Source organism: Streptomyces sp. NPDC051364, assembly GCF_040682115.1.
GTDB lineage: Bacteria > Actinomycetota > Actinomycetes > Streptomycetales > Streptomycetaceae > Streptomyces.
The window spans coordinates 22,142-44,651 of the sequence record NZ_JBFBAH010000011.1; the positions used below are offsets into that span (position 1 = coordinate 22,142).

Sequence of the window (22,510 nt, forward strand, 5' to 3'; positions counted from 1 at the left end):
CAGTCTCGTGGCGGTGCGCGGGGCCGTCAAGCACGTGGTGCACGGGCCTGCGGCCGCTGCCGAGGGAAGGAGCTCGCCACCCCATGTCGTCCGACACCGACACGGCCACGCCCGTCCGTGCATTCGACGTACTCGACAATCCGGTCTGGGCCGCGCTGACCGGCCCGAGCCGTGCCTTCGCCGAGACCGGGCCCGGTGGCCTCGCGGCCCGGTACCTCGTCGAGGCCTCGCCGTTCGCCGCGCTCGCGGACCCGGACGACCCGCGGGCCTGGGCCGATCTGGCCGCGCTGGCCGGGCCCGGGGCCCCGGTCTGGGTCACCGGGCTGCCGAGCCCGCCCGCGGGATGGACGACGGTGGCCTCGATACCGGGCGTGCAGCTGGACGGCGGGGCGGTACGGGCCGAGACCGCGCCCGAAGCGCTCCTGCTGGGGCCCGCCGACGTACCGGAGATGCGGGAGCTGGTCGACCTGACGAAGCCGGGGCCGTTCCTGTCGCGCACCGTCGAGCTGGGCACGTACCTCGGGATCCGGCACGAGGGCCGGCTCGTCGCGATGGCGGGGGAACGGATGCGGCCGCCGGGCTGGTCGGAGATCAGCGCGGTGTGCACGCACCCGGACCACCGGGGCAAGGGGCTCGCGGGCCGGCTGATCCGGGCGGTGGCCGCCGGGATCCGGGAGCGCGGCGAGCGTCCGTTCCTGCACGCGGCGGCGGACAACACCGGGGCGATCGCGCTCTACGAGTCGATGGGGTTCACACTGCGGCGCCGGCCGCTCTTCATCGGGCTGCGCACCCCGGACACCGGGGCCTGACGGGCTCCGGCTGCCCCGGACGAGGACGAGAGGTGGAGTCCCGTACGGGACTCCACCCCTCATCGGACCGGCCCGGCGTCAGAGGACGACGTCGAGGTTGCCGTTCCAGCCGTCACCGATGTAGTCGCGGCCGCCGAAGCTGATCGTGGCGCCGCTGCTGCTGTTGGTGTAGACGTACTGACCGCCGGTGGCGTCCCGGCCGACGATGTCGGTGCGTCCGTCGCTGTTGAGGTCGCTGAAGCTCAGGCTGTTGTACGTCAGCCAGCCTTCACCGATCAGCACGCGGCTGCCGAACGTCTGGGTGCCCGTGTCGCCGGTGTTCGGATAGGTCCAGAGCTCCCCGCCGTCCCGGCCGATGACGTCCACGCGGCCGTCACCGTTGACGTCACCGAACCCGAGGATGCCGTAGGTCCTCCAGCCGCTGCCAAGCAGGACGCGGCCGCCGAGCGTCTGGGTGCCGGTACCTCCGGCGTGCGGGTACATCCACAGGTCGCCGTTGCCGTCCCTGCCGATGACGTCCGTGCGGCCGTCGCCGTTGACGTCACCGAACGCCAGCGTGTTGTACGTCATCCAGCCGGTGCCGATGAGAACCGGATCGGCGACGGTGTTCGTGCCGGTCCTCCCGGTGCCCGGGTAGAGGTACAGGTTGCCGTTCCGGTCGCGCGCGACGATGTCCGTGTAGCCGTCGTTGTTGAGGTCGGCGGTGTAGACATTGACCCAGTAGTCCCGCCACGAGCCGTTGCCGATGTAGTAGCGGCCGCCGAGCGTGGCGGTGCCGGTGCCCCCGGTTCCGGGGTAGACCCAGACCTCGCCGTTGGTGTCACGCGTGAGTACGTCGGTGTAGCCGTCGCCGTTGTAGTCGGAGCGGCTCTGCGAGCCGCTGGTCCACAGGCTCTGGCCCGAGGCGTTGTAGAACACCAGGACGCCCCGACTGTGCAGCACGGCGTACGAGTAGGGGGTGCTGGTCTTGCTGCTCCACAGGGCGGTCTTGCCGTCAGCCGCGTAGACGACGAGGTTTCCGTCGTTCTGCATCCGGGCCACGGCACCCGGCTTGCCGTTGGTGTGCGTGGACCAGACCGGCTTGTTGTCCTTGGTGTACAGGACGAGGTTGCCGTCGGTCTGCATGACCAGCTTGGCGTTGCCGGAGGCGAATTCCTCGCCGGAGGCCAGGGTGGTCCCCGCGGGGATCTTCGCGCCGGGCACGCCGTCGATCTGGTAGCCGGCGGAGAAGCCGGTGACGGTGCCTCCCCCGACGACACCGTTCCAGCCGAGCACCGTATTGTCGGCCTGGCGGCCCCACAGGTCGCTCACGCCGTCACCGGAGAGGTCTCCTGCCGAGCCGATCTGCGGGAAGGCGGCCTGCGTCACGCCGCTGCCGATCTTGGTGCGGGTCTGGGTGCCCCAGGTGGCCAGGTCCACCTTCTGGCCGTCGGTGCCCTTCTTTCCGTAGCTGCGCAGGACGTCACCGGTGGCGTTGTCGCGGAGCCAGAGGTCGGGGACGTTGTCGCCGTTGAGGTCGCCCGGAGTGACGACGGTGTACTTGTCCCAGTCGCCGTTGCCCACGAGCACCGGGTCGGTCATGGCACCGAAGACACTCGTCGAGTAGGCCCAGAGCTGCTTGCCCTGCTTGACCAGGATCTCCGGCATGCCGTCGTCGTTGAGGTCGCCCGGAGCGATGACCTGATCGGCGTCGTACCAGTGGTCGTTGGCGTTGCCCTCGGGGCGCTGCTCGCAGTCGGGAACCGTGTCGGGGCAGACCACTGTCAGCCCGATGGGGTTGGTGACCGCGGTGCCCTGGCCGTTGTTGGCGTAGACCGAAAGCTGCTTGCGGCTCACACCGGAAGCAGGCTTCTGGAGGGCGACGAGGTCGTTGTACCCGTCGTCGTTCCAGTCGCCGAGGGTGTCGACCACGGCGCCGTTGAAGTCCTTGCCCGCTCGGGTCGCCGCGGTGAACTTGCCGTTGCCCTGGCCGGCGTAGGTCAGGAGATTGCCGAAGACGTCGTTGCTCCAGACGTCGTGGTTGCCGTCGCCGTTGAGGTCGCCGGGGACGTCCCTGGCGGCCGAGCGGGCGGCGTAGAAGAGGTAGGCCGTGGTGTCGGACCGGTTGCCGGCCGCGTCCTGGCTCAGCGCGTAGAGGAAGTGCGGGCCCGCTCCCGGCGGCGTGAGCTTGACGTCGAGGGAACCGCCCGGCGGCACCGTGGCGCTCTTGAGCTCGGGGTCCCAGTCGGTGTAGTAACCGAACCAGGTCACGTCCTTCACGCCGTTGGCGGTGATCGTGAACGGGCCGGGGGTACGGGCCTTGCCCGTGCCGGACGGCCAGCCTGCCTTGCCGTCGGGGAAGACGGTCGAGGTGATCTTCGGGGCCTTCGCCGGCCGCTTGCGGTCGACGGAAAACTTGCAGGTCTGGGACCAGGCGGAGGTGGCGTTGTCCTGGTCGGTGGCGCGGACCTTCCAGGTGTAGCTGCCGTCGGGCAGGCTCGCGTCGGGAACGCTCCAGGTGGCGACCTTGCCGTTGTTGGCGGGGATCGTCTGCGTGAGCGCGGGGGTGCTCTGGCCGGCCTTGAAGATCTGGTACTCGGCGCTCAGGTTCCCGGCGTCGGGGTCGGAGACCGTCGAGTAGAGGCTGACGGTGGTGTTGCCGATCGTCCCGCCTTCGGTGCAGGGGACCCAGGGCGAGGTGCCCGGATTGGCGGGCGTGCGGGGCGGATTGTTGTACTCCGTCTCCAGCGTGATCGTCTTGGGGTCGAACCGCTTCCACTGGTACTCGTCGCCCTCGTTGGACGCGTAGAGGCCCAGTGTCACGCTGGACCAGCCCTTGGAGGCGGATTCCCTGGCGGCCGCGGTGGCGTCGAACTCGAGGTTGCCGGCGCCGCAGTCGGAGCGGCCCTTGGCGGCCGAGACGGTGGCGAGCGGCTTGCCGCCGGTCCTGCCGGGCTGGTTGTTCCAGGTCGTCGCGGGCGAGATGGGCCCGGTGCTCCACAGCTCCACGGGTGTGGGCGTGCACGACCAGGCCCAGGTCTCCTTGACGCGGAAGGTCGACTTGGTGACCTGGGCACCCTTGATGTTGGACGTGTCCAGCTGGAAGAAGGACCGGGAGAGGCCGTTCGTCTCGGACTCATAGCCGACGCGGACGTCCTGCTTGGTGTTCCAGTACGAGTTGTTCGGCCAGCTCCGATACGCCCAGGCCCAGTTCTGGCGCTCGCCCCACGCCACGGAGGGGTCGATGAAGACCGGGTACTTCGTCGCCGCACCGGTCAGCAGCGCCTGGTCGGGCTTGATCTCCAGGGTGCCGGCCGCGACGGCGATGGGCATCTTCGCGTCCTTGGCCCCGGACGGCGCCACGAAGGCGTCCGAGGGGGCGGCGGGCTCGGTCCCGTCGGCCGCGGAGAGCGCCCGGGCCGCGGCCTTGGCCTTGGCCGCGGGAACGGCGGCGGCCCCGGTGGTGGTGGAGTCCCACATCATGGGGGTGGACGCGGTGAACACGCTCTGCCCGGCGGGGTTGACCGCGCTCAGCATGCCCGTCGTCACGTCACTCGTGACGTTCAGGCCCACGGTGTCGAGCTTGAACTTCAGGGTGGCCAGGTCGGGGTGCTGGGCGGCCGCGGGCGTCTTGACGACCAGGAGCTCCGAGAAACCCTCGACATCGGCCTTCAGCTGCAGGTCCACGTCCGGCAGCACGTTCGCGTACGTCGCCACGTTCGCGGCGAGCGTCGGCTTCGGCAACGCCTTCGGCCACGTCATCGACAGCGTCCGGCCGTCCTTGACCCCGGTCAGCAGCGGACCGGTGCCGCCACCGGAGAAGGCGATCGACACGGCCGACGCCTTGGGGGTGACCGTACCGTCCGCCGCGAACTGCAGCGTCGGGTCGGTCGCCACCCATCCGCCGGCGCGCCGTACCCGCACCGTCGTCCCGTACCGCTTGACCGACCACTTGCCCGTCGGGAGCGCCCAGGTGTCCGAGGTCTCCGTCCTGGCAGCGGTCAGCTCGTAGGGCTGGCCCGATTCCTTGGCCTTGGCGAGCGCGAAGTCGGCCGCACTCATGGAACCCTCGGCAACCGGATCCGCAGCGGCGACTGCGGTCGCCGCAGGGTTTATCACCCCCAATGCGGTAGCAGTTATTCCGCTTACCAGGGCCACGGAAATGGCCCGTGAAATCCCCCGCCCACCCGGCGCGCCGGAGAGGGCCCCTTTTCTTCTCACGCAGACTCCATCTGTCCGATATCTGTGCTGACTCTACTTCGATTGCCAGCATCAGACGGCCCTGAGCTGCGCTTTTTAAGTGGATCTTAGATGCGACATCCCATTTGATCCACTAAATCAATTTGCCCCTCTTCGAGCCTTTATGCGGTGCGAGATTGGCGAATTGCGACTGTTAGCCTGCCTCGGTAAATTCTTGTGAGAAGCATGGGGTGGGGTGTGAGAAAATTTCGCATGCGAGGGCTTTCTGCGGCATTGGCCGCAGTAGTCCTCTCAGGCATGCTGCCCGGCGCTGTTGCCGTAGCAGACAGCAAACCGAGGTCTTCGCTGCCGGAGCTGAAGCAGCCGAAGGCGGTACCGGTCAAGCCGGTCCGCGCGGGCGGTACGAAGAAGGCCGATGACGCGGCGACGCCGTGGAAGGCTCCGAAGGTCTCCTGGCCGACGGCCGGTTCGGCTGAGGTCGACCTGGCTCCGGCGCCGGGCCCGGTCTCGAAGTCGTTCCTCTCCGGCGCGGCGCAGGCTCCGGCCGTCGGGTCGGGTACGCAGCAGGCGGGCAAGCTCCCGGTCGCCGTGTACGTGGCTCCGGGCAAGGCGGCCGAGGCGCCGTCGAAGGTGAAGGTCTCCGTCGCCGGCAAGGACGCGGCGCGCAAGGCGGGCATCGACGGCGTACTACTGTCGGTGGGCCGCTCCGACGGCTCCGCGCAGTCCGCGGCGGCCAAGGTCGAGGTGGACTACAACGCCTTCCGCGGCGCCTACGGCGGCGACTACGCCTCCCGCCTCCACCTCGTTGAGCTCCCGGCGTGTGCACTGACGACCCCGCAGCGCGCGGAGTGCCGCACGCAGAAGCCGCTGCAGACGCGCAACGACACACGTGCGGGCAAACTGTCCGCACAGGTCACGACGCCGGGCGCCACGGCGCCTTCGGCGAAGTCCGGGCAGTCGGCTATGTCCGCCACCGCGGCCGGGCCGTCCGGCGCGGCCGTCCTCGCTGCGACCGCCGATGCATCCGGTGCGACCGGTGACTACAAGGCGACCCCGCTGCAGCCCTCGGGCTCATGGAGTTCCGGTGGCTCGACCGGCGCGTTCTCGTGGTCGTACAACGTCGAGGTGCCGACGGCTCCGGGCGGACTCGACCCGGAGATCCGCCTGGGCTACAGCTCGCAGTCGGTCGACGGCCGCATGGCCGCCTCGAACAGCCAGGCCTCGTGGATCGGTGACGGCTGGAACTGGGAGCCCGGTTTCATCGAGCGCAAGTACAAGGCGTGCAACGACGACAAGACCGACAGCACCAACACCACCAAGGTCGGCGACCAGTGCTGGTTCAACGACAACGCCACGATGTCGCTGGGCGGCAAGTCGACGGAACTCGTCTTCGAGCAGGGCAAGGGCTGGCACCCGGCGTCGGACTCGGGTGAGAAGGTCGAGAAGCTCACCGGCGCCTCCAACGGCGACAACGACGGTGAGCACTGGAAGATCACCACGACCGACGGAACGCAGTACTTCTTCGGTCTGAACCGGCTGCCGGGCTGGAAGGACGCGTCTACGCCGACGACGAACTCCGCTTGGACCGTCCCGGTGTTCGGCAACCAGGCGGGCGAGCCCTGCTACAACGCCTCGTTCGCGAGCGCCTGGTGCCAGCAGGCCTGGCGCTGGCAGCTCGACTACGTCGTCGCCCCCGGCGGCAGCGCAATGGCGTACTACTGGAAGACCGAGACCAACAACTATGGCCGCAACGTCTCGGAGACCACCGGCAAGGCCACGGTCACCCCGTACATCCGCGGCGGCTGGCTCGACCACATCGACTACGGTCTGCGCTCCGACACGGTGTACACCGGCAAGGCGATGGGCCAGGTCACCTTCGACGTCGACGAGCGCTGCCTGACCGGCTGCGGCACGTTCGACGAGACCAACGCCAAGAACTGGCCCGACTCCCCGTACGACCTGTTCTGCAAGGACGGGTCCACCGAGTGCAAGGACCAGTGGTCGCCCACATTCTGGTCGCGCAAGCGCCTGACCGGCATCAACACCAAGATCCTCACCGGCGGTGCCTACCAGGACGTCGACTCGTGGAAGCTCGACCAGGACTTCCCGCCCTCCGGCGACGGCATCTCGCGCGCCCTGTGGCTCAAGTCGATCACCCGCACCGGCAAGTCCGGCGCCGGCGCCGACGTGCCCCTTCCGCCGGTCACCTTCACCGGGGAGCAGCGCCCGAACCGTGTGGATGCCCTCGGTGACGGCCTCGCGCCGTACATCCGGCTGCGGATGTCCCAGGTGAACACCGAGAGCGGTGGCACCATCGGTGTCACCTACTCCCAGCCCGACTGCACCGCCACCACGCTGCCCAAGCCGGACGAGACGAACACGACGCGCTGCTACCCGGTCAAGTGGGCGTGGGAGGGCGAGACCTCGAAGGTCGACTGGTTCAACAGCTACGTCGCCACCCAGATCGTGGAGGGCGACAACATCGCCTCCACGCCGGACAAGGTGACCTCGTACGCGTACGCGGGCGGGGCGGCCTGGGCCAAGGGCACAGACGAACTCGCCAAGCCTGAGGACCGCGTCCACTCCGTCGCGCGCGGCTATGAACTCGTCCAGACCCGTACGGGCGCCGCGTCCGACCCCAAGACGCTCTCCGAGACCCGCTACTTCCGCGGCCTCGACGGCAAGGACGTCAAGGACTCCACCGGCGCTGCCGTCACCGACCGGGAGCAGTTCGCCGGCGTCCCGCGCGAGACGGTGCTCTACGAGGGGGACGACACGGCCAAGCCCCTGACGGCCTCCTCCTACACTCCCTGGCGCTCGGCTGCTGCCGCGACCAGGAAGCGCACCGACCTGCCCGACCTCACGGCGGTCAAGACGGCCACGGAGAAGCAGTCGACCCGTACGACCGTCACCGGCGGCACCCGTACGGTCGAGTCGACGAGCCACTTCGACGACTACGGCATGGTCGACTCGGTCTCCGAATCCGGTGACACGGCCAAGACCGGCGACGAGAAGTGCACGACCAGCACCTACGCCCGGAACACCGGCAGCTGGATCCTCAACAAGGTCAGCCGTATCAAGGCGGTCGCGGTCCCCTGCGGGACCACGGCGAACGAGCCCGCCGACGTCATCAGCGACGTCCGCAACTACTTCGACGACGCTCCGCTCGGAGCCGTCCCGGGCATCGGCCTGATGACGAAGACCGAGAAGATCAACGGCAAGGGCGACGGCTACGACGTCGTCTCCAGCGTCCCGAGCACCTGTGGTGCGGCGAAGAACCAGCTCTGCTACGACGTCTACGGCCGGCAGCTCACCGCGGCCGATGCGTACGGCAAGGTCACCACGACCGCGTACACCCCTGCCACGGGCGAAGCCCCGACCGCCATGACGGTGACGAACCCGCTCGGGCACGTCATCGCCTCGGAAGTCGACCCGGTGCGCTCTCAGCCGACCAAGGTCACCGACCCGAACGGCAAGGTCACCACCACGGCGTACGACGCCCTCGGCCGGATGACGAAGGTCTGGCTCCCGAACTGGGCGGCCGTCGACAACCCGAACACGCCGAGCCGGGTCTTCGACTACACGGTCCGCAACGACGGCCCGAACGTCACCACCTCGAAGACCCTGACCCACGACTACAAGTACTCCACCGTCTACTCCATCCAGGACGGCCTGCTGCGCGATCGCCAGACGCAGACGCAGTCACCCGACCTGGCCGGGCGTCTGATCAGCGAGACGTTCTACGACACCCGCGGCCTGGCCTGGCGCAACTCCGGCACGTACTACGCCGACGGCGCGCCGTCCCCGGATCTGGTGACGGGCGCCGAAACCACCTACCCGGCCTCCACCGACACCGTCTACGACGGCGCGGGACGCCCCACCGCGGTGATCGCGAAGAAGTTCGGCACCGAGACCAAGCGGACCACGACCAGCTACACCGGCGACACGAAGACCGTCGTACCGCCGAAGGGCGGTGTCACCACCACCGACGTCGCCGACATACTCGGCCGCACGGTGGAGCGCAGGCAGTACACCGATGCGGGGCGTACGACCTCGCAGTCGACCTTCTACGCGTACAACAAGCTGGGCCAGCTGAGCCAGGTCACGGACCCGGGCAACGCGAAATGGACGTACACCTACGACGTCCGCGGCCGCCAGACCGAAGCGAACGACCCCGACAAGGGCATCTCCAAGACCGTCTACGACGCCGGCGACCGGGTCACCGACGTCACCGACGCCCGCGGCATCACCCTGCACACCGACTACGACGACCTCGGTCGTCCCGTCGCGACCAAGCAGGGCGCAACGACCCTGACCGCGCAGGTCTTCGACACCGTCGCCAAGGGCCAGGTGACGAAGTCCACGCGCTTCGTCGACGGCAAGGCGTACGAGTCCGAGGTCCTCTTCTACAACAACCTCTACCAGCCGCTCACCACGAAGGTGACCATCCCGTCCACCCCCGACACCGGGGCGCTGGCCGGCACCTACCAGTGGACGAACACCTACAACATCACCGGTCAGCTCCTGACGACCAAGCACCCGGCCATGGGCGACCTGCCCGCCGAGACGGTCGGCAGCACCTACAAGAGCGTCTCCGGCCTCCTCAACAACATGGGCGCCGGCAGCAGCCGCCTCGTCTCGGCCATGACCTACGACCACTACGGCCGCAGCACCCGCCAGGAATTCGGAGCCCTCGGCCAGCGCCTGTACCGCTCGGCCGAGTACGACGAGCACACCGGCGCCGTCACCCGCGGCTACACCGACCGCGACCTCGCCCCCCAGCGGATCGAGGACGCCCAGTACGCCTACAACCCGGCCGGCGCCATCACGTCGATCGCCACCGCCTACGGCCAGGACACCCTGCGTACGACCGACACCCAGTGCGTCAAGCTCGACGCCCTGAACCGCATCGGCCAGGCCTGGACCAACAAGGGCGAGACCTGCGCGAGCGCCCCGTCGGCCACCGTCATCGGCGGCGAGGACCCGTACTGGACCACGTACACCTACGACGCGGTCGGCAACCGCAAGACCGAGACCAAGCACACCACGGCCTCGGGACCGACCGCCGACACCGTCCGCACGTACGCGGCGCCGACCGCCGGCAAGCACGACCTGACCAAGGTCACCCAGACCGGCACCGACCTGCACGACGAAACCTTCTCCTACGACGAGAGCGGCAACACCAAGACCCGCAAGACCAGCGCGAGCGCGGAGACCCAGTACTTGGGCTGGGACGTCGAAGGACACCTGAAGACCCTCAACCAGGGCACCTCCAGTGACTCCTTCCTCTACGACACCGCAGGTCAGCGCCTGCTCCGCAAGGACACGAAGAGCACCACGCTCTACCTGCCCGGCGGCAACGAGCTGCACCTGGACAAGGCCGGAAAGGTCACCGGCACCCGCTACTACGGCGACGTGGCCATGCGCGAGGGCGGAAAGCTCACCTTCCTCCTCGCCGACCACCACGGCACCGGCACCACCCAGGTCACCGCGGACGCCGCCCAGACGGTGACCCGCCGCAAGACCGGCATCTTCGGCGACGACCGAGGCTCCCAGCCGACGGCCTGGGCCGGGGACAAGGGATTCGTCGGCGGCACCAAGGACGCCGACACCGGCCTCACCCACCTGGGCGCCCGCGAGTACGACCCGGTGATCGGCCGCTTCATATCGGTCGACCCGATCATGGACCTGTCCAGCTCGCAGCAGCTGCACGGATACGTCTACTCGAGCAACAACCCGGTCAGCCTCACCGACCCGTCGGGCCTCATCGAGGCGGACTGCTACCACGGCCACTGCGACGGCCACTACAACCCCCGCGACGACAAGAAGGACGTCAACGACCCGACCCGCAAGAAGGCTATAACCGGCGGCTACGACAGCTACAACGAATACCGCGCTCCGACTCTTCTGGAGGATGACTACGGTCTGACGATTCGGCTTCCGAAGAAGAAGCAAGAAGTCTTCATCAAGCTCTACGCCCAGCAGTACATCAAGCAGACGAGCGATTACGGCCTCGGTTTCTCCGCGCAAGACGACTGGATCAACAAGTCGCAGGCGATGATAACCGCCTGCGCAGCCATCGGCTGCGATGAGATCGAGTTCTACATTATTCAGCACGGAATGGCTGTTGCGGCCGTCTACGGCATCGCCGAGGGACGCAACGTCAATGTCCGCTCGACGCCGATCGGTCACGCCAATGCCCGCAAGATACCCACGAGCAAGCCGACAGGCTGCCAGTGCTTCCTAGCCGGGACCAAGGTTCTACTCGCCGGCGGCGCGGCCAAGAACATCGAGGACATAGCTCTCGGTGACGAAGTCCTGGCCACCGACCCCCGCTCCGGTGAAACCACCAAGCGCCCGGTCACCCGCCTGATCGCGACCAACGACGACAAGCACTTTAACAAGCTCAACATCGCGACGTCCGACGGCATCGAAGAGCTGACCGCGACCTACGAGCACCCATTCTGGTCTCCTTCACAGAATGCATGGGTCGCCGCCGCGGACCTCGCTGCGGGGATGTCCCTGCGGACCAGCTCCGGAAACACGGTCGTCGTCGTGGCGAACGAGGCGTACACCGAGCGCGCCACCACGTACAACCTGACCGTCGGCGACTTCCACACGTACTATGTGCTGGCGGGCCAGACTCCGGTACTCGTCCACAATTCCGGTCCTTGTGAGTTCCCGTGGTCGAGCGGTCGGGTCTCGGCCAGCGTTCGAGCAATTGATCAAGGTCGAACTAGCATCACGGTTGGCTCGCGCTCCGAAGCGGAGGAAATCCTCCTGGGGAAGTTCCAGGGCGACGGCTATCGCAATGCTGCCGGATTCGATGGCAAGGGAACGCGACAGTATTTCGGATCGAAGAGCGGAACATATCACTGGGATGATCAGCTCGGCGCGGACGGCCGAGTGCTAGGGCATGGTGCCGGCAATAGGGACGGCGACCTTCCCCATCTCCAGATTCACACATTCGAGGATTCGAAGTACGGCGGCTCAATTATTCGAATCTTCTGGAAGGGGTAGGTTACATGCGCACCGAGGTTGCAAACCGCCTCGTAATGACAAAGGCCCTGGTGTCGGCACGCCGCCAGCCCAGCACTCCAAATTCTTACGCCTGGGTATGGGCCTTCCCCCTCAGGGATGGCAATTTCAGGGTCTCAACGGTTGAAATCCCTAAGCCTTTCGTGGATGAAGATACTTGCTTCGGAGAGGAGGATATTGAGCGCGTCCACGTGGCTACCGTCGAGACTGTCGAGGAAATCGACACTGTGATGCGGGAGCTCGGCGTCGATCCCGAAACTCTCGATGCCCCCTGGAAGAACGATTTCCCACTGTAAATGAAATCAACTCTCGCGTGAAAGGTGGTCGACTTACTCCGCTGCGGAAATGCTTGTGGCGCTCTCCGAGTGGGTCGACCACTTTTCGAGACGGAATAGATAACGATCGCGGAGGCCCCGCAGGAGAATTCCTGCGGGGCCTCCGCGATCGTTTGACGGCAACGGTGACGGCAACGTCAGTGGACGGCTGCCGGGGCGAGTGGGTCGTCGGGGTCGTCGTTGCCCGTGCTGAGTGCATCGTTGAGGGTGTCGATGGCTTGGCGTTGTAGGCGGAGTCGGACGTGCGCGTAGACGCCGGCCGTGACGCCGATGTGGGCGTGGCCGAGGAGTTCCTTGATGACGACGAGGTCTACGCCTTGCTCTAGGAGCAGGGTCGCGGTCGAGTGCCGGAGGTCATGGAAGCGGATGCGGCGGAGCCCGGCCCGGTCGAGGAATCGGCCGAAGCGCCGGGTCATGTTGGCCGGGTCGATCGCACCGCCGAACGGCGTAGTGAAGACGAGACCGCTGTCTTTCCAGCTCACCCCGGCCACGTTGCGTTCTACTTCCTGACGTTCCCGGTGGCTCTTCAGCGAGTGGACACACTCGGTCGGAAGGGCGATGCGGCGTTCGGACGCACGGGTCTTGGTGGGCAGGGTAGTCAGGCCGCCGCTCTGGGTGCGTTGGAGTGAGCGGCGGATGCTGGCCGTACCGCTGTCGAAGCATAGGTCTTCCCAGTGGAGGCCGAGGAGTTCGCCCTTGCGGAGTCCGGACCGGAGGGCGAGTTCGTACAGCGCGTGCAGCCGGTCGGCCCGAGCTGCGTCGAGGAACCGACGGGCCTCGACCGCGGTGAGGGGCCGGAAGCGCCTGGGCCGGGGCGTGGCGGCTTTGACGTTCCGAGCGACGTTGCGGGGCAGCTCGTCCTCGCGGACGGCATGTTCCAGCGCGGACTTGAGGACCGAGTGCACGTAGGTCACGGTCGAGCTGGAGAGCCGCTTCTGGCAGCACTCGCCGATAGCACAGCACTGCTTCCGTTCGGTGTCCAGCCTCTGGGCGCAGCATTGGCAGGTGGTGCGGAGCCGGTCGAGGAAGGTGCGGACGTCCTTGGCGGTGAGGCGCGCGACCTTCTTGGTGCCGAGGCTGGGGATGAGGTGGAGGCGGATGCAGGTGGCGTAGCGGGTGTGGGTGTTCTCGCGGAGCCGGTGGACGGCGACGCTGTTCAGCCAGTAGGTGAGGTAGTTGCCGACGGTGCTGTCGGCGGTGGCGACGGGGAGGCCGCGGTTGCTGTCGGCGATCTTCCCGGCGAGTTTGTCGGCGGCTTCCCTCCGCGTGCTGCCGTAGACGCGGACGCGTTTGCGGGTGCCGTTGGCGGCGAGGACGTAGCCGGCGGCTTCCCAGCGGCCATCCTTGCGCTGGTAGATGGTGCCTTCGCCGTTGGCGCGGGCCTTCTTGCGCTTGGGGGCGGTCATCGGGTGGCCTCTTCCAGGTGGTGCTGGACGTAGTCGGCGAGGGCGTGGGCGGGGATGCGACGGGCGCGGCCGATGGTCAGCGAGGCCAGGCGGCGGGTACGCAGGAGGTCGTATAGGGCGGAGCGGCCGATCTTGAGGCGAGCCATGGTCTCGGGGACGGTGAGGAGTTCGTCGTCACGCACCGACTGTCACCGCCTCTGCTTGCGTCGGGCCGCCGCCGATGAGGGCGGCGAGGCGTTCGAGATCCGGGGTGAGGCCGGTGCCGTCGTAGGCCCAGTGGGCGAGGACGAGGGTGGTCGGCGAGGGCGGAGCGGTGTGACGGTGGTGCCAGGCGACGCGGGCGGCTCGGAGGGCGCCGAGGGTGGTGGAGTAGGCGCGGGTCTTGGTGGAGAAGTGGCCGCGGAAGCCGAGCATGTGGGCCCACTTGCGAAGGTTCAGGTGCTTGAGGTCGTCACGGTTGCCAAGTTCCCAGGCGGTGCGGATCATGCGGGCGGCGTGCTCGGGCACGGATTCCGACCAGAGTTCGCTGATCTTCTTCAGGCGGTGGTCGAGGGTGCCGGTGGCGGCTTCGGTGCCCTTGGTGGCGTACTTGGCGACGTACCCGGCGACCTTGCCCTCGGTGATCGTGGTCCCGGCCTGGAAAGCCGTGGACCGGATGATCCTGGTGTCGATCTGTGCGCCGAAGCCGAAGGAGCGGGCGCGGCCGTTGATCTTGGGTCCGTCGACGTGGGCGCGGGTGGCTGCGATCCGGATGCCGTCGGTCAGGAGTTCGGGGGTGGCCCAGGCGGGCGGCGGCGTATAGGGGCCTGCGGGACCGTCGAGGCGGATCACGGCGTGGAAGTGGATCAGTCCACGCTGCTGGTACTCGGCGACCTTGGCGTACGAGACACGAACGAGCCTGTGGAGCAGGCGCTGTGGGATACCGGCTGCGGCGGCGATGGTGCGGCGCAGGTGGAGCATGAAGCGGGCCCACAGGGCGGGGGCGTGGGCGTTCCAGAGCACGGCGCCGATGTAGTCGTACCGCTTGGGGTCGAGCGGGGTGCCGAGGAGCGGGTCGCCTTTGGTGTGGGTGCGTCCGCAGCGGCAGCGGGCGGAGCCGTTGACACGTCGGCCGTGCACGGGGCCGCATGAGGGTGCGGTGAGGGTGGCGAAGACGCGGGGGTGGGTGGCGACCTGGTCGGGGATGTTCTTGCCGCCGCGCAGGCCGGCGGCGATGAGGTGGTAGGTGTCCTGGCGGTAGAGCTCGGCGCAGGAGGGGCAGCGGGTGGTGCGGCGGTTGCCGCAGCGGACCAGGAGGTGCCCGGTGGGCAGTTCCTTGGACTTCAGTTCGCGCAGGATTTCGCCGGTGAAGGTGTCGATCTCGGTGCGGTGGCCTTCGAGCCGGATCGGCTGGGCGCAGCCGCCGAGGGAGGACAGCTGCCGTACCAGGCCGAGCAGGTCGCGGTATCCGGTGAACGTGGGCAGCGCGGCCGTCTCCGGTTCGGGGCTGGGGATTGTGGTGGTCGGGTTGTGCGGTGGCATGCTGGCTGGACCTCTCTGCGCTGCGGCACACTCGTGTGCCGTGGACGGGTAAGGGAGGGAGGCCCCGGCAGGGGCGAGGGTTTGGCGACTACACGCCCTTGCCGGGGATCACTGCGAAGCGGGACCAGGAGGCGGCGGTCACGCGGCCTTGTCCAGGTCGACGCGGTCGGGCAGGTCGCGGACCTTGAGCCCTTCGGCGCACATCAGGTCGTTGATCTGCCAGCAGGCTTCGGTGGGCAGGTAGACCGAGCGCAGCCGGACGGGGGTGCGCATGTCGCCGACGGAGGCGATGGACACGCCCTGGGGCATGGTGCGGTCGGCGGCGGTGACGTCCAGTTCCCGGCCGTCGGGGAAGAGGTGCAGGAAGTCCTCGACGGTGTCGACGCGGTGGCAGATCCGGGCGGACAGGTTGGTGCGGACGGCGGTGGTGAGCACGTCGGCGGAGGGCTTCTGGGTGAGCAGCCACAGCCGGATACCGAACTTGGCGCCCTGGCTGGCGATGGCCAGCAGCTCGGCCTCGAAGCGTTCGCGGGCCTTGCGGTCCGGGTGCCGGGTGTAGTTCGCCACCTCGTCGATCACCACGAGCAGCAGCGGCAGCTCGGGGCTGAATTCGGTGATGCGGTCGGTACGGCCGGACCAGAACAGCCGCTCCCGGCGCTGCATCTCCTCGCGCGCCCAGCGCAGGATCTCGGTCGGCTCGTCGGGGTGGATGGCGTCGGAGACCTTGTAGGCAGTACGCCACCAGGGCGCAACCGCACCGAGGTTGGGGTCGATCACGATCAGACGCACATCCCGCATCAGGGACGCGTATGCGAGCAGGGTGTTGACGGTGATTGAGTTGCCGGAGCGCGTGAGGCCAGCGACGAGTGCGTGTGCGGAGTGGGCGAGGTTGAGCGCGATGGGGGTGCCGTCCTCGTCCCAGCCCAGCAGCACGTCGTCCGTGGAGGCGAACTGTCCCGGACGGCAGATCGGGGACCCGTCGGGGCCGAGCAGCGGTGAGCGGATCACCGCCTCCAGCGGCTCGCGCCGGAAGCCGCGCGCCACGATTATTCCGGGCTTGGGCTGGGAGATCCGGATGCGCCGCATCCCCCACGCGTCGCACAAGCCCTCGTTCGCGTCCTGCCAGGCGCTCAACCCCACCTGCGGGAGGGCATCCGCGGTGACGGTGACGCCGAACGGGTCGGCTTGGGTGTGCAGGCGCGGCGCCAGCACCCTCGGCTTCGCGGGCGCCTCCTGCGGGCTGAGCTGCTGGAGCACGGTGGGCGTGGCGTCTTTGACCGCCAGGTCCAGCATCGGGGCCAGGCGCTTCCATCCCCATCGGATCCGCCGCGCCTGACGGAGGCTGATACGGGTCTCGCCGTCGGCTCGGTACCAGCGGGCGAAGCGGAACCCGGCCCAGGCGAGCATGCCCAGCATGCAGAGACAGGCGACCAGTAGTGACCCCGTACTGAGGGCGTTCGCCGGCATCAGGCGGCCGTCCTCACGGTGATGGCATCCGCGCGGAGCGAGATGCCGTGCCGGTCCTTGCCGTTGATCTCGTTCTCCCAGGCCGAGGCGACCAGGCCGGTGAAGACGACCGGCATGCCGACCTTGAGGCCCTTGCCGAGACCGGGCTCGGGCACTTTGACAGTGATCACTTCGGCGCGGCCGTTGAACGCGAACATCACGTCCACCTCGTGCAGCTGGGCACCGGTGCCCCTGTCGATCGCGGCCTCTCGGCCTTCCCGGTCCTTGAACTTGGGCCGGGGCTCGGAGGCCAGGATCTCCAGCGCCTGGGACTGGTCGATGGGCATGGTCTTCACGGCAAACCTCCAGGTGAGAGGGGGTGAATCACCCGTGTGGGTGATCGCATGCCGCAACCATACATTCATTCCATCCAAAGTCCATCCCTATTGAATTCCATCTGTTCATCGGTGGTCCATCCATCGGGCGGCTACCCTGACACCGTGGGCGGCTGAGCTGGTGAAACACAGAGGCGACGGCCCGCCTGCAGCCTGTGAGACTCGGACCTGGACCAGGGATGGACATGCCTCCTGCTGACGACGCGCGCTTGACGTTCGAACGCATCGCGGACGACCTGCGGCAGCAGATCCGGGAGGAGAAGCTGCGACCGGGCCAGCTACTGCCGACTCAGAGCCAGCTCATGCAGGAGTACAAGGCATCGAGCCTGACCGTGCAGAAGGCCATCCGGCTCCTGCGCAACGAAGGCTGGGTCATCGCCCGCCAGGGGCGCGGCACGTTCGTGACCCGGTCGGCCGACTTCGAGGAAGCCTTCGAGAACGTCGCCAGCGATCTCACACAGCAGATCTACTCCGGCACGCTGGCGCCGGGAGCCAGACTCCCAGCCCGCGAGGTCCTGGCGGAGCACTACTCGGTGCCGCTCAACGTGGTCACCAACGCCATCGCCCTGCTGGCCGGCAACTTCTTCCTCCGCTACCCCGGCGAGGTACCCGGCGACGAGGTCTACGTACGGGACTGGGATGACCATGGCTTCGCCACACAGGTCATCCACGGCCGGTTGGTCGGCAAGATCAGAGACGGTTCACTGGCCAAGGGGGCCACAGTGACCGTGGACGAGGTGGTGGACATGCTCGGCGGCGACGCCGAGGCCGCGGATCAGGCGCTGACCTTCCTTGCGCTGGAGGGCAGGATCAAGAAGTACGCAAAGAGGAACGGGTCACGCCAGGAGTTCGAGTACGTCATCATCGGCGGCGAGTTCGGCACTGAACTCCCGGTGAGAGTGGAACCGGCAGACGACGCGCCCGAGGCACCAGGTGTGCCGGACCGGGAGTTCCCCGCGTCGGCCGGGTTCGCGGACCTGGCCTACAAGCTTGAACGTGCTCTGGAGCAGATCGAGGAGCTGCAAGAGCGCGTCGAGCGCCTGGAGCGCGGCGACACCGGCTGAGATCGGCGCACAAACAGTGAGTGTCCCCGGAGGCCACGTGCCTCCGGGGACACTTCACGTTTCGCCGGTCAGGGCTGGTACTCGTAGCCGATGGTGAACCGGGGCGGCATGCACCATTCCCCGTACTCGATGATCCCTTCCGAGTCCGACCAGCGGTGGGCACCTGCCAGGACCGGTGAGCCGACGGGTAGCCCCAGGGCGCTTGCCTCGCGCGCGTCGGCCGGGCGGGCGTGCATGTCGTCACGGGCGTGAGTGATCGTGCGCCCGGTGGCTTCGAGTACCCGCGCGGACAGTCCGTGATTGCGGCCCGGAGCGGTGTTCAGCAGATCGGGGACCAAAGCGGCGAACGGCGCCGGATACCAGGTCACCGCGAACACGGTCCGAGTCTTGCCACGGCCGGCCAGCCACTCGCGCCGGACCACCTGGTCCCCGGTCTCCAGATCGAAGATCTCCGCCACGTACAGCGGCGGGGCGATCAGCTCAGCAGCCGTCACCCGGCTCGTCTCTCCCTCCGCCAAAAACGACTTCACCCGCTGGACCCTGGCCAGCCGGTCACGCGCCGACAGGGTCCACCTCGGGTCATCGGCGACGAACGTACCCCGGGGAGTAGTGCGGATGAAGTTCTCGACCTGGAGGGCTTGCAGAGCACGGGACACGGTGGCAGCTGCGGCCTGCCACTGTCCGGCGATCTCCCGGTTGGTCGGCAGCTTGGCGCCCGGCGCGAGCTCGCCCGACAGGATGCGCTCCCGGAAGTGATCAGCGATCTTCGTGAACGTCTTGGGACTGGGCATAAGGCTTGCCCCTCCATTGAGTTGACGTGCTGTCAGTGAGGGCACACTAGTGCACTGCGAACCGTAGCGGGAGTGCTTCGGCCACTCGAATACTGAACTAGAGCACCGACCTGTCAATAGGTCAGCCATGTGACGTTCGAAGGGTGGCGACGCATCATGAGTGAGCCGACCAGGTATTCGACTGCGCCTGTTGAACTGCCGCTGCGACTGGATGCGGACCCGGCACCCGTCGAGGGCTGTGCAGGCTGTACCGAACTGGCCAACGTACGCGACCGCGCACGCTTGGTCGGCGACATGACGACAGTGACCGACTGCAACATCTACATGCGACGCCACCCCGAGGGCCACCAGTGACCGCCCGCTCCGTGTACCGGCACGTACCCCACACCATCCGACATGTCCCCGACGGCGGCATCACCTACGAAGCCTTCTGCGTCACCGCAGGCTGCGACGCCGAATCCGGCCCGCACGATGAGCAAGAGGCCGCACAAGACTGGGCCCTTCGCCACACCGGACGCACCGGTCACGACCTCTTCAGACGCCTCGTGACCGACCACGCCAAGGTGACCCGAGCCGAGTAGACGCAGCTACGGCAGTCCACCCGAAGCCACGCCAGGCTGAGCCGACGCCCGAGGCCACATCCCCAGCACGAGCCTCCACCGATGGCCACGGCGTACCGCCGAAGAGGGATGCGTCCAAAGTTTCTCTACGTCTTCAAGGCGACCCGCTGGCGCGGGTCGCGCGCGGCAGGGCCGCCCACCCGGCCCGCTCTCGGCTCCGCCACCGCGGGCCGGCCAGCGACCGGGCCGCGCAGAAACAGCGCAGCGGACGACCGGAAACGCAAAGAAGTCGGACGCACCCGCACGACGAGCGTCAGGCTGACGGCGAGGGCAGCGGCAGGGCGTTGGCCGGTGCGTAGCTCGTGGGTGGGGTCGGTCGGCTCCGTGGGCTTTACCCACCTGTTCGGCTCGGGGCCCGCGTCGGGCAAGGCCAGGGGGCCACTCGTTCAAATTGCGGTCAGGCCCAAAGCCTGCCCGAGTTGCCAGCCAGCGTAGGCCCCCTGACCATGCCCGACCCCAACCCGAACAGGACACCGGCCAAAGCCCACTCCGCCGACCTCACGCGCGTAGCCGTCTGACGGCAACGCCGACGGCAACAGGGGCGCACAACACGGCACTTCCACGTACACCCACGGACTGGCCGAATTCCGCTGACCTGCGAAAACGCAGATGACAGCACCTCAGCACGCACACGTACTATGTGCTGGCTGGTGAGACCCCGGTACTCGTTCGCAATGCAACGCCAGGTCAGAAGTGCGATCTGACGCTAGGTGCTGGTCCGAATGCCCGAGAGGGGGTAGCCCTGGAGAGCGGTGACATTGAGGCAGATGGCGTTCGAGATCTGATCAATGAATCAGGAAATGCGCACGGCTGCCACACCTGCAGTGCCACGACCCCTGGCACCAAGGAGGGGGACTGGATCCCAGATCACCAGCCGCCGTCTAGTCTCGTCGCTCCCGGATCTCCTCAGACGGCTTATCCTCACTGCCTGCCCTGCGCCAGGAGACAGGGTGGGGTCGTCTCGCAACTTTCACAAGAAAAGAGCAAGAAGGAATGGTAGCTAATAGCCCTGCGGTTGCATTCCTGGCGAAAATCGAGCACGGATGCCTGATCTTGAGAGATGCGGGAAGTGACGATGACGTCAGTGACTGGGATCCGGTGTCGAGCAGCTGGTATCGAGAGGGCAGTTCACTCATCTTCGGCGTTCAACCCAGTGTTGACGGTCCTGTCGAATGCGAGGTATGGAAGTCGGCTCCGCCCGTGGCGCTTCCTGCGAACCTCTTTGAAGTATCACTCCCATGTCCGTCCGGGTGGCTCATATTGCACGACCCGAACGAATACGTCCGCATGCAATTTGCGGGATTCCGTGGCTCTACGATCTGTTCAGTAATGGTGGATGATTCGCAATTTCCGTCAAAGGTTCAGATCTTGCTGAGGGAAGAAGGCAAGTAGCTTCTCGACGCTCGCAGGAACGGGCGAGGCTCTATTCGGGGGGTCTCGCCGGTTTCTCGCATGCGGCGTGAGGGCCTCGTTCCGCTGGGGGATGTCGACCTTCCCGCTCCCTTCCGAACTGCAAAGCTGAAGCCCCGTCAGGCGCATCCTGACGGGGCTTCTGCATGGGGTGACGGCAATAGTTGCCGCTGAGGTTGAAAGGGTGGGGTGACGGGGCTACGGCGGCTCCAGCCCGAGTCCGGTCTCGGCTATGAAGCCGTCGAGGATCTCGGGTCCGCGTTGGATGCCGCGTAGGCGGTTCTTCACAAGTGGGGTGAGGTCGTCGATCGTGCGGGGTGCGAGGTTGGCCAGGGACTTCTTCAGGTGGGCCCATACGCCTTCGACGGGGTTGAGGTCGGGTGCGTAGGGCGGGAGCTTGACGAGGGTCAGCCAGTCGCTGTTGCGTTCGCGGAACTCCCGCAAGGGCTTGGCGTGGTGGGTGCTGGCGTTGTCCCACACCACGATCAGCGGGGCACTGCCAAGCTGCCGACGGGCAGAGGTCAGCAGGTCCGCGAACTCGGGGGCCCGGAAACCCTTCTTCTCGCCGGTACGGCCCCGGTACGTCTGGGTCCGGTGGATCAGCCTGGTCTCGCGGCCCGGTCTGACGCAGATCATCCCGGCCATCAGGACCCGGCCGGAACCCTTGCCCGTCACTCTGACCAGCGGAGTCCTGCCCCGCCGCGACCAGGTCCGGCCCTTGCCGGGTTTCATGTCCTGCCCGGCCTCGTCCTCGAAGACTATCCACGCGCCCAGGAGCTGGGCTGTCCTCTTCCCCGTGACCACTGCTCCGTCCGCCACAGCCCTACGGTTCGTCCCGCTCGACGGCCGGTGCGCGGGGACTTGTGGGGACCAGCCGAGCCGGTGCAGCAGACCGAGAAGCCCACCGGTTCCGTCTGGTGGGCTTCTCTGGTAACGACGGCACGGGCGAGCGACGTGACCGGCGGCGTCAGGCACTGGTCTCGGCCCGGAGTCGCTGCGTCGTGCAGGAACGGGACGGGCCCGCTGCGGTGCCGGGGGCGGGCGGGGCCGGGGCCAGGCGGCGGGGGGACGTTTGGCGGGGCTCTGAGCGGTCACATGCGGGGCGTCCCCCGAAGACAGAGAAGGGAACTGTCATGACCGATGTCTCTCGCCTGCCCGGCCCCGCGTCCCATCACTGGCAATGGCAGCTGCGGGCCGCCTGCCGGGATCTGGGGCCGGGCCGGTTCTACCATCCGGCCGGTGAGCGGGGAGAGGACCGGGACGACCGCGACCAGGCCGCGAAGCGGGTCTGCGCGGTCTGCCCGGTCCGCGCCGCCTGCCTGGAGCACGCGCTGCGCACGCGCGAGCCCTTCGGAGTGTGGGGCGGGCTGACCGAGGAGGAACGCCGGGCCCTGGTCGACCCGGCAGAGCGCCCCCGGGCGGCGCGCGTGGGCGCCGGGCACCGCTGAGCGGGCGCGCGGGCGCCCCTGCGGTGCGGCACTGCGTGCGGACCCGGC

Annotated in this window: 15 protein-coding genes; 7 read left to right on the forward strand and 8 right to left on the reverse strand. The window is 67.8% G+C overall.

From position 1 onward, the window contains the following. The first annotated feature begins 83 nt into the window (after nt 1–83). A complete protein-coding gene (locus AB0M76_RS23155; RefSeq protein WP_365954690.1) occupies nt 84–809 on the forward strand; it encodes a GNAT family N-acetyltransferase in 726 nt (241 codons plus the stop codon). A gap of 78 nt (nt 810–887) precedes the next feature. Here AB0M76_RS23155 and AB0M76_RS23160 read toward each other — a convergent pair whose 3' ends face one another. Beyond that, on the reverse strand, nt 888–4,850 hold the full coding sequence (locus AB0M76_RS23160) for an FG-GAP-like repeat-containing protein (protein WP_365954691.1): 3,963 nt from the start codon (nt 4,848–4,850) through the stop codon (nt 888–890). Between the two features lie 435 nt (nt 4,851–5,285). Here AB0M76_RS23160 and AB0M76_RS23165 point away from each other — a divergent pair, with 435 nt between their 5' ends. Together AB0M76_RS23165 and AB0M76_RS23170 are read left to right on the forward strand one after the other, a co-directional pair. Then, entirely contained in the window at nt 5,286–12,008 is a 6,723-nt protein-coding gene (locus AB0M76_RS23165; RefSeq protein WP_365954692.1) for a polymorphic toxin-type HINT domain-containing protein, read from the forward strand. A 5-nt stretch (nt 12,009–12,013) separates the two neighbouring features. Continuing rightward, nucleotides 12,014–12,322 carry a hypothetical protein gene (locus tag AB0M76_RS23170; RefSeq protein ID WP_365954693.1) on the forward strand — a complete coding sequence of 103 codons (309 nt, stop codon included), beginning with the start codon at nt 12,014–12,016 and terminating at the stop codon, nt 12,320–12,322. 176 nt (nt 12,323–12,498) lie between these two features. On the opposite strand, the gene AB0M76_RS23175 is transcribed toward AB0M76_RS23170, so the two are convergent. The 5 genes from AB0M76_RS23175 to AB0M76_RS23195 all read right to left on the reverse strand — a co-directional run bounded on the left by AB0M76_RS23175 (nt 12,499) and on the right by AB0M76_RS23195 (nt 17,090). Further along, nucleotides 12,499–13,767 carry a tyrosine-type recombinase/integrase gene (locus AB0M76_RS23175; protein ID WP_365954695.1) on the reverse strand — a complete coding sequence of 423 codons (1,269 nt, stop codon included), beginning with the start codon at nt 13,765–13,767 and terminating at the stop codon, nt 12,499–12,501. After that, complete coding sequence (locus AB0M76_RS23180; protein ID WP_365954696.1) at nt 13,764–13,949, reverse strand: helix-turn-helix domain-containing protein; 186 nt, start codon at nt 13,947–13,949, stop codon at nt 13,764–13,766. The genes AB0M76_RS23175 and AB0M76_RS23180 overlap by 4 nt, the downstream gene beginning before the upstream one ends. After that, on the reverse strand, nt 13,942–15,288 hold the full coding sequence (locus AB0M76_RS23185; RefSeq protein WP_365954697.1) for a replication initiator: 1,347 nt from the start codon (nt 15,286–15,288) through the stop codon (nt 13,942–13,944). Before AB0M76_RS23185 ends, AB0M76_RS23180 begins: the two co-directional genes overlap by 8 nt. 138 nt (nt 15,289–15,426) lie before the next feature. Beyond that, a complete protein-coding gene (locus tag AB0M76_RS23190) occupies nt 15,427–16,755 on the reverse strand; it encodes an FtsK/SpoIIIE domain-containing protein (protein WP_365954698.1) in 1,329 nt (442 codons plus the stop codon). Further along, nucleotides 16,755–17,090: a hypothetical protein gene (locus tag AB0M76_RS23195; protein WP_030036830.1), complete on the reverse strand. Its 336-nt coding sequence runs from the start codon at nt 17,088–17,090 to the stop codon at nt 16,755–16,757. The genes AB0M76_RS23190 and AB0M76_RS23195 overlap by 1 nt, the downstream gene beginning before the upstream one ends. Nucleotides 17,091–17,338: 248 nt before the next feature. On the opposite strand from AB0M76_RS23195, the gene AB0M76_RS23200 reads away from it, so the two are divergent. Next, nucleotides 17,339–18,193 carry a GntR family transcriptional regulator gene (locus tag AB0M76_RS23200; RefSeq protein WP_365954699.1) on the forward strand — a complete coding sequence of 285 codons (855 nt, stop codon included), beginning with the start codon at nt 17,339–17,341 and terminating at the stop codon, nt 18,191–18,193. 68 nt (nt 18,194–18,261) lie between these two features. Here the strand turns inward: AB0M76_RS23200 and AB0M76_RS23205 are convergent, their stop codons facing one another. Continuing rightward, the gene (locus tag AB0M76_RS23205) at nt 18,262–18,984 is read right to left on the reverse strand and encodes a GntR family transcriptional regulator (protein WP_365954700.1); all 723 of its coding nucleotides are present in this window, start codon (nt 18,982–18,984) and stop codon (nt 18,262–18,264) included. A gap of 156 nt (nt 18,985–19,140) precedes the next feature. On the opposite strand from AB0M76_RS23205, the gene AB0M76_RS23210 reads away from it, so the two are divergent. Both AB0M76_RS23210 and AB0M76_RS23215 read left to right on the forward strand, forming a co-directional pair. Further along, nucleotides 19,141–19,338 (forward strand): hypothetical protein, encoded by a 198-nt coding sequence (locus tag AB0M76_RS23210; protein ID WP_365353652.1) that lies wholly within the window; start codon nt 19,141–19,143, stop codon nt 19,336–19,338. Next, nucleotides 19,335–19,565, forward strand: coding sequence for a hypothetical protein (locus tag AB0M76_RS23215; protein WP_365954701.1), 231 nt, complete (start codon nt 19,335–19,337; stop codon nt 19,563–19,565). The genes AB0M76_RS23210 and AB0M76_RS23215 overlap by 4 nt, the downstream gene beginning before the upstream one ends. Before the next feature lie 1,647 nt (nt 19,566–21,212). Here AB0M76_RS23215 and AB0M76_RS23220 read toward each other — a convergent pair. Next, nucleotides 21,213–22,109, reverse strand: coding sequence for an IS630 family transposase (locus tag AB0M76_RS23220; protein ID WP_365954702.1), 897 nt, complete (start codon nt 22,107–22,109; stop codon nt 21,213–21,215). A gap of 38 nt (nt 22,110–22,147) precedes the next feature. Between AB0M76_RS23220 and AB0M76_RS23225 the strand changes: the two genes are divergently transcribed. After that, nucleotides 22,148–22,462: a WhiB family transcriptional regulator gene (locus tag AB0M76_RS23225; RefSeq protein ID WP_365954703.1), complete on the forward strand. Its 315-nt coding sequence runs from the start codon at nt 22,148–22,150 to the stop codon at nt 22,460–22,462. The last annotated feature ends 48 nt before the right edge of the window (nt 22,463–22,510 follow it).

Coding starts and splice junctions, on each gene's coding strand:
- AB0M76_RS23155 (WP_365954690.1), top strand. CDS start 84: ATGTCGTCCGACACCGACACGGCCACGCCCGTCCGTGCATTCGACGTA.
- AB0M76_RS23160 (WP_365954691.1), bottom strand. CDS start 4,850: ATGAGTGCGGCCGACTTCGCGCTCGCCAAGGCCAAGGAATCGGGCCAG.
- AB0M76_RS23165 (WP_365954692.1), top strand. CDS start 5,286: ATGCTGCCCGGCGCTGTTGCCGTAGCAGACAGCAAACCGAGGTCTTCG.
- AB0M76_RS23170 (WP_365954693.1), top strand. CDS start 12,014: ATGCGCACCGAGGTTGCAAACCGCCTCGTAATGACAAAGGCCCTGGTG.
- AB0M76_RS23175 (WP_365954695.1), bottom strand. CDS start 13,767: ATGACCGCCCCCAAGCGCAAGAAGGCCCGCGCCAACGGCGAAGGCACC.
- AB0M76_RS23185 (WP_365954697.1), bottom strand. CDS start 15,288: ATGCCACCGCACAACCCGACCACCACAATCCCCAGCCCCGAACCGGAG.
- AB0M76_RS23190 (WP_365954698.1), bottom strand. CDS start 16,755: ATGCCGGCGAACGCCCTCAGTACGGGGTCACTACTGGTCGCCTGTCTC.
- AB0M76_RS23205 (WP_365954700.1), bottom strand. CDS start 18,984: ATGCCCAGTCCCAAGACGTTCACGAAGATCGCTGATCACTTCCGGGAG.
- AB0M76_RS23210 (WP_365353652.1), top strand. CDS start 19,141: ATGAGTGAGCCGACCAGGTATTCGACTGCGCCTGTTGAACTGCCGCTG.
- AB0M76_RS23225 (WP_365954703.1), top strand. CDS start 22,148: ATGACCGATGTCTCTCGCCTGCCCGGCCCCGCGTCCCATCACTGGCAA.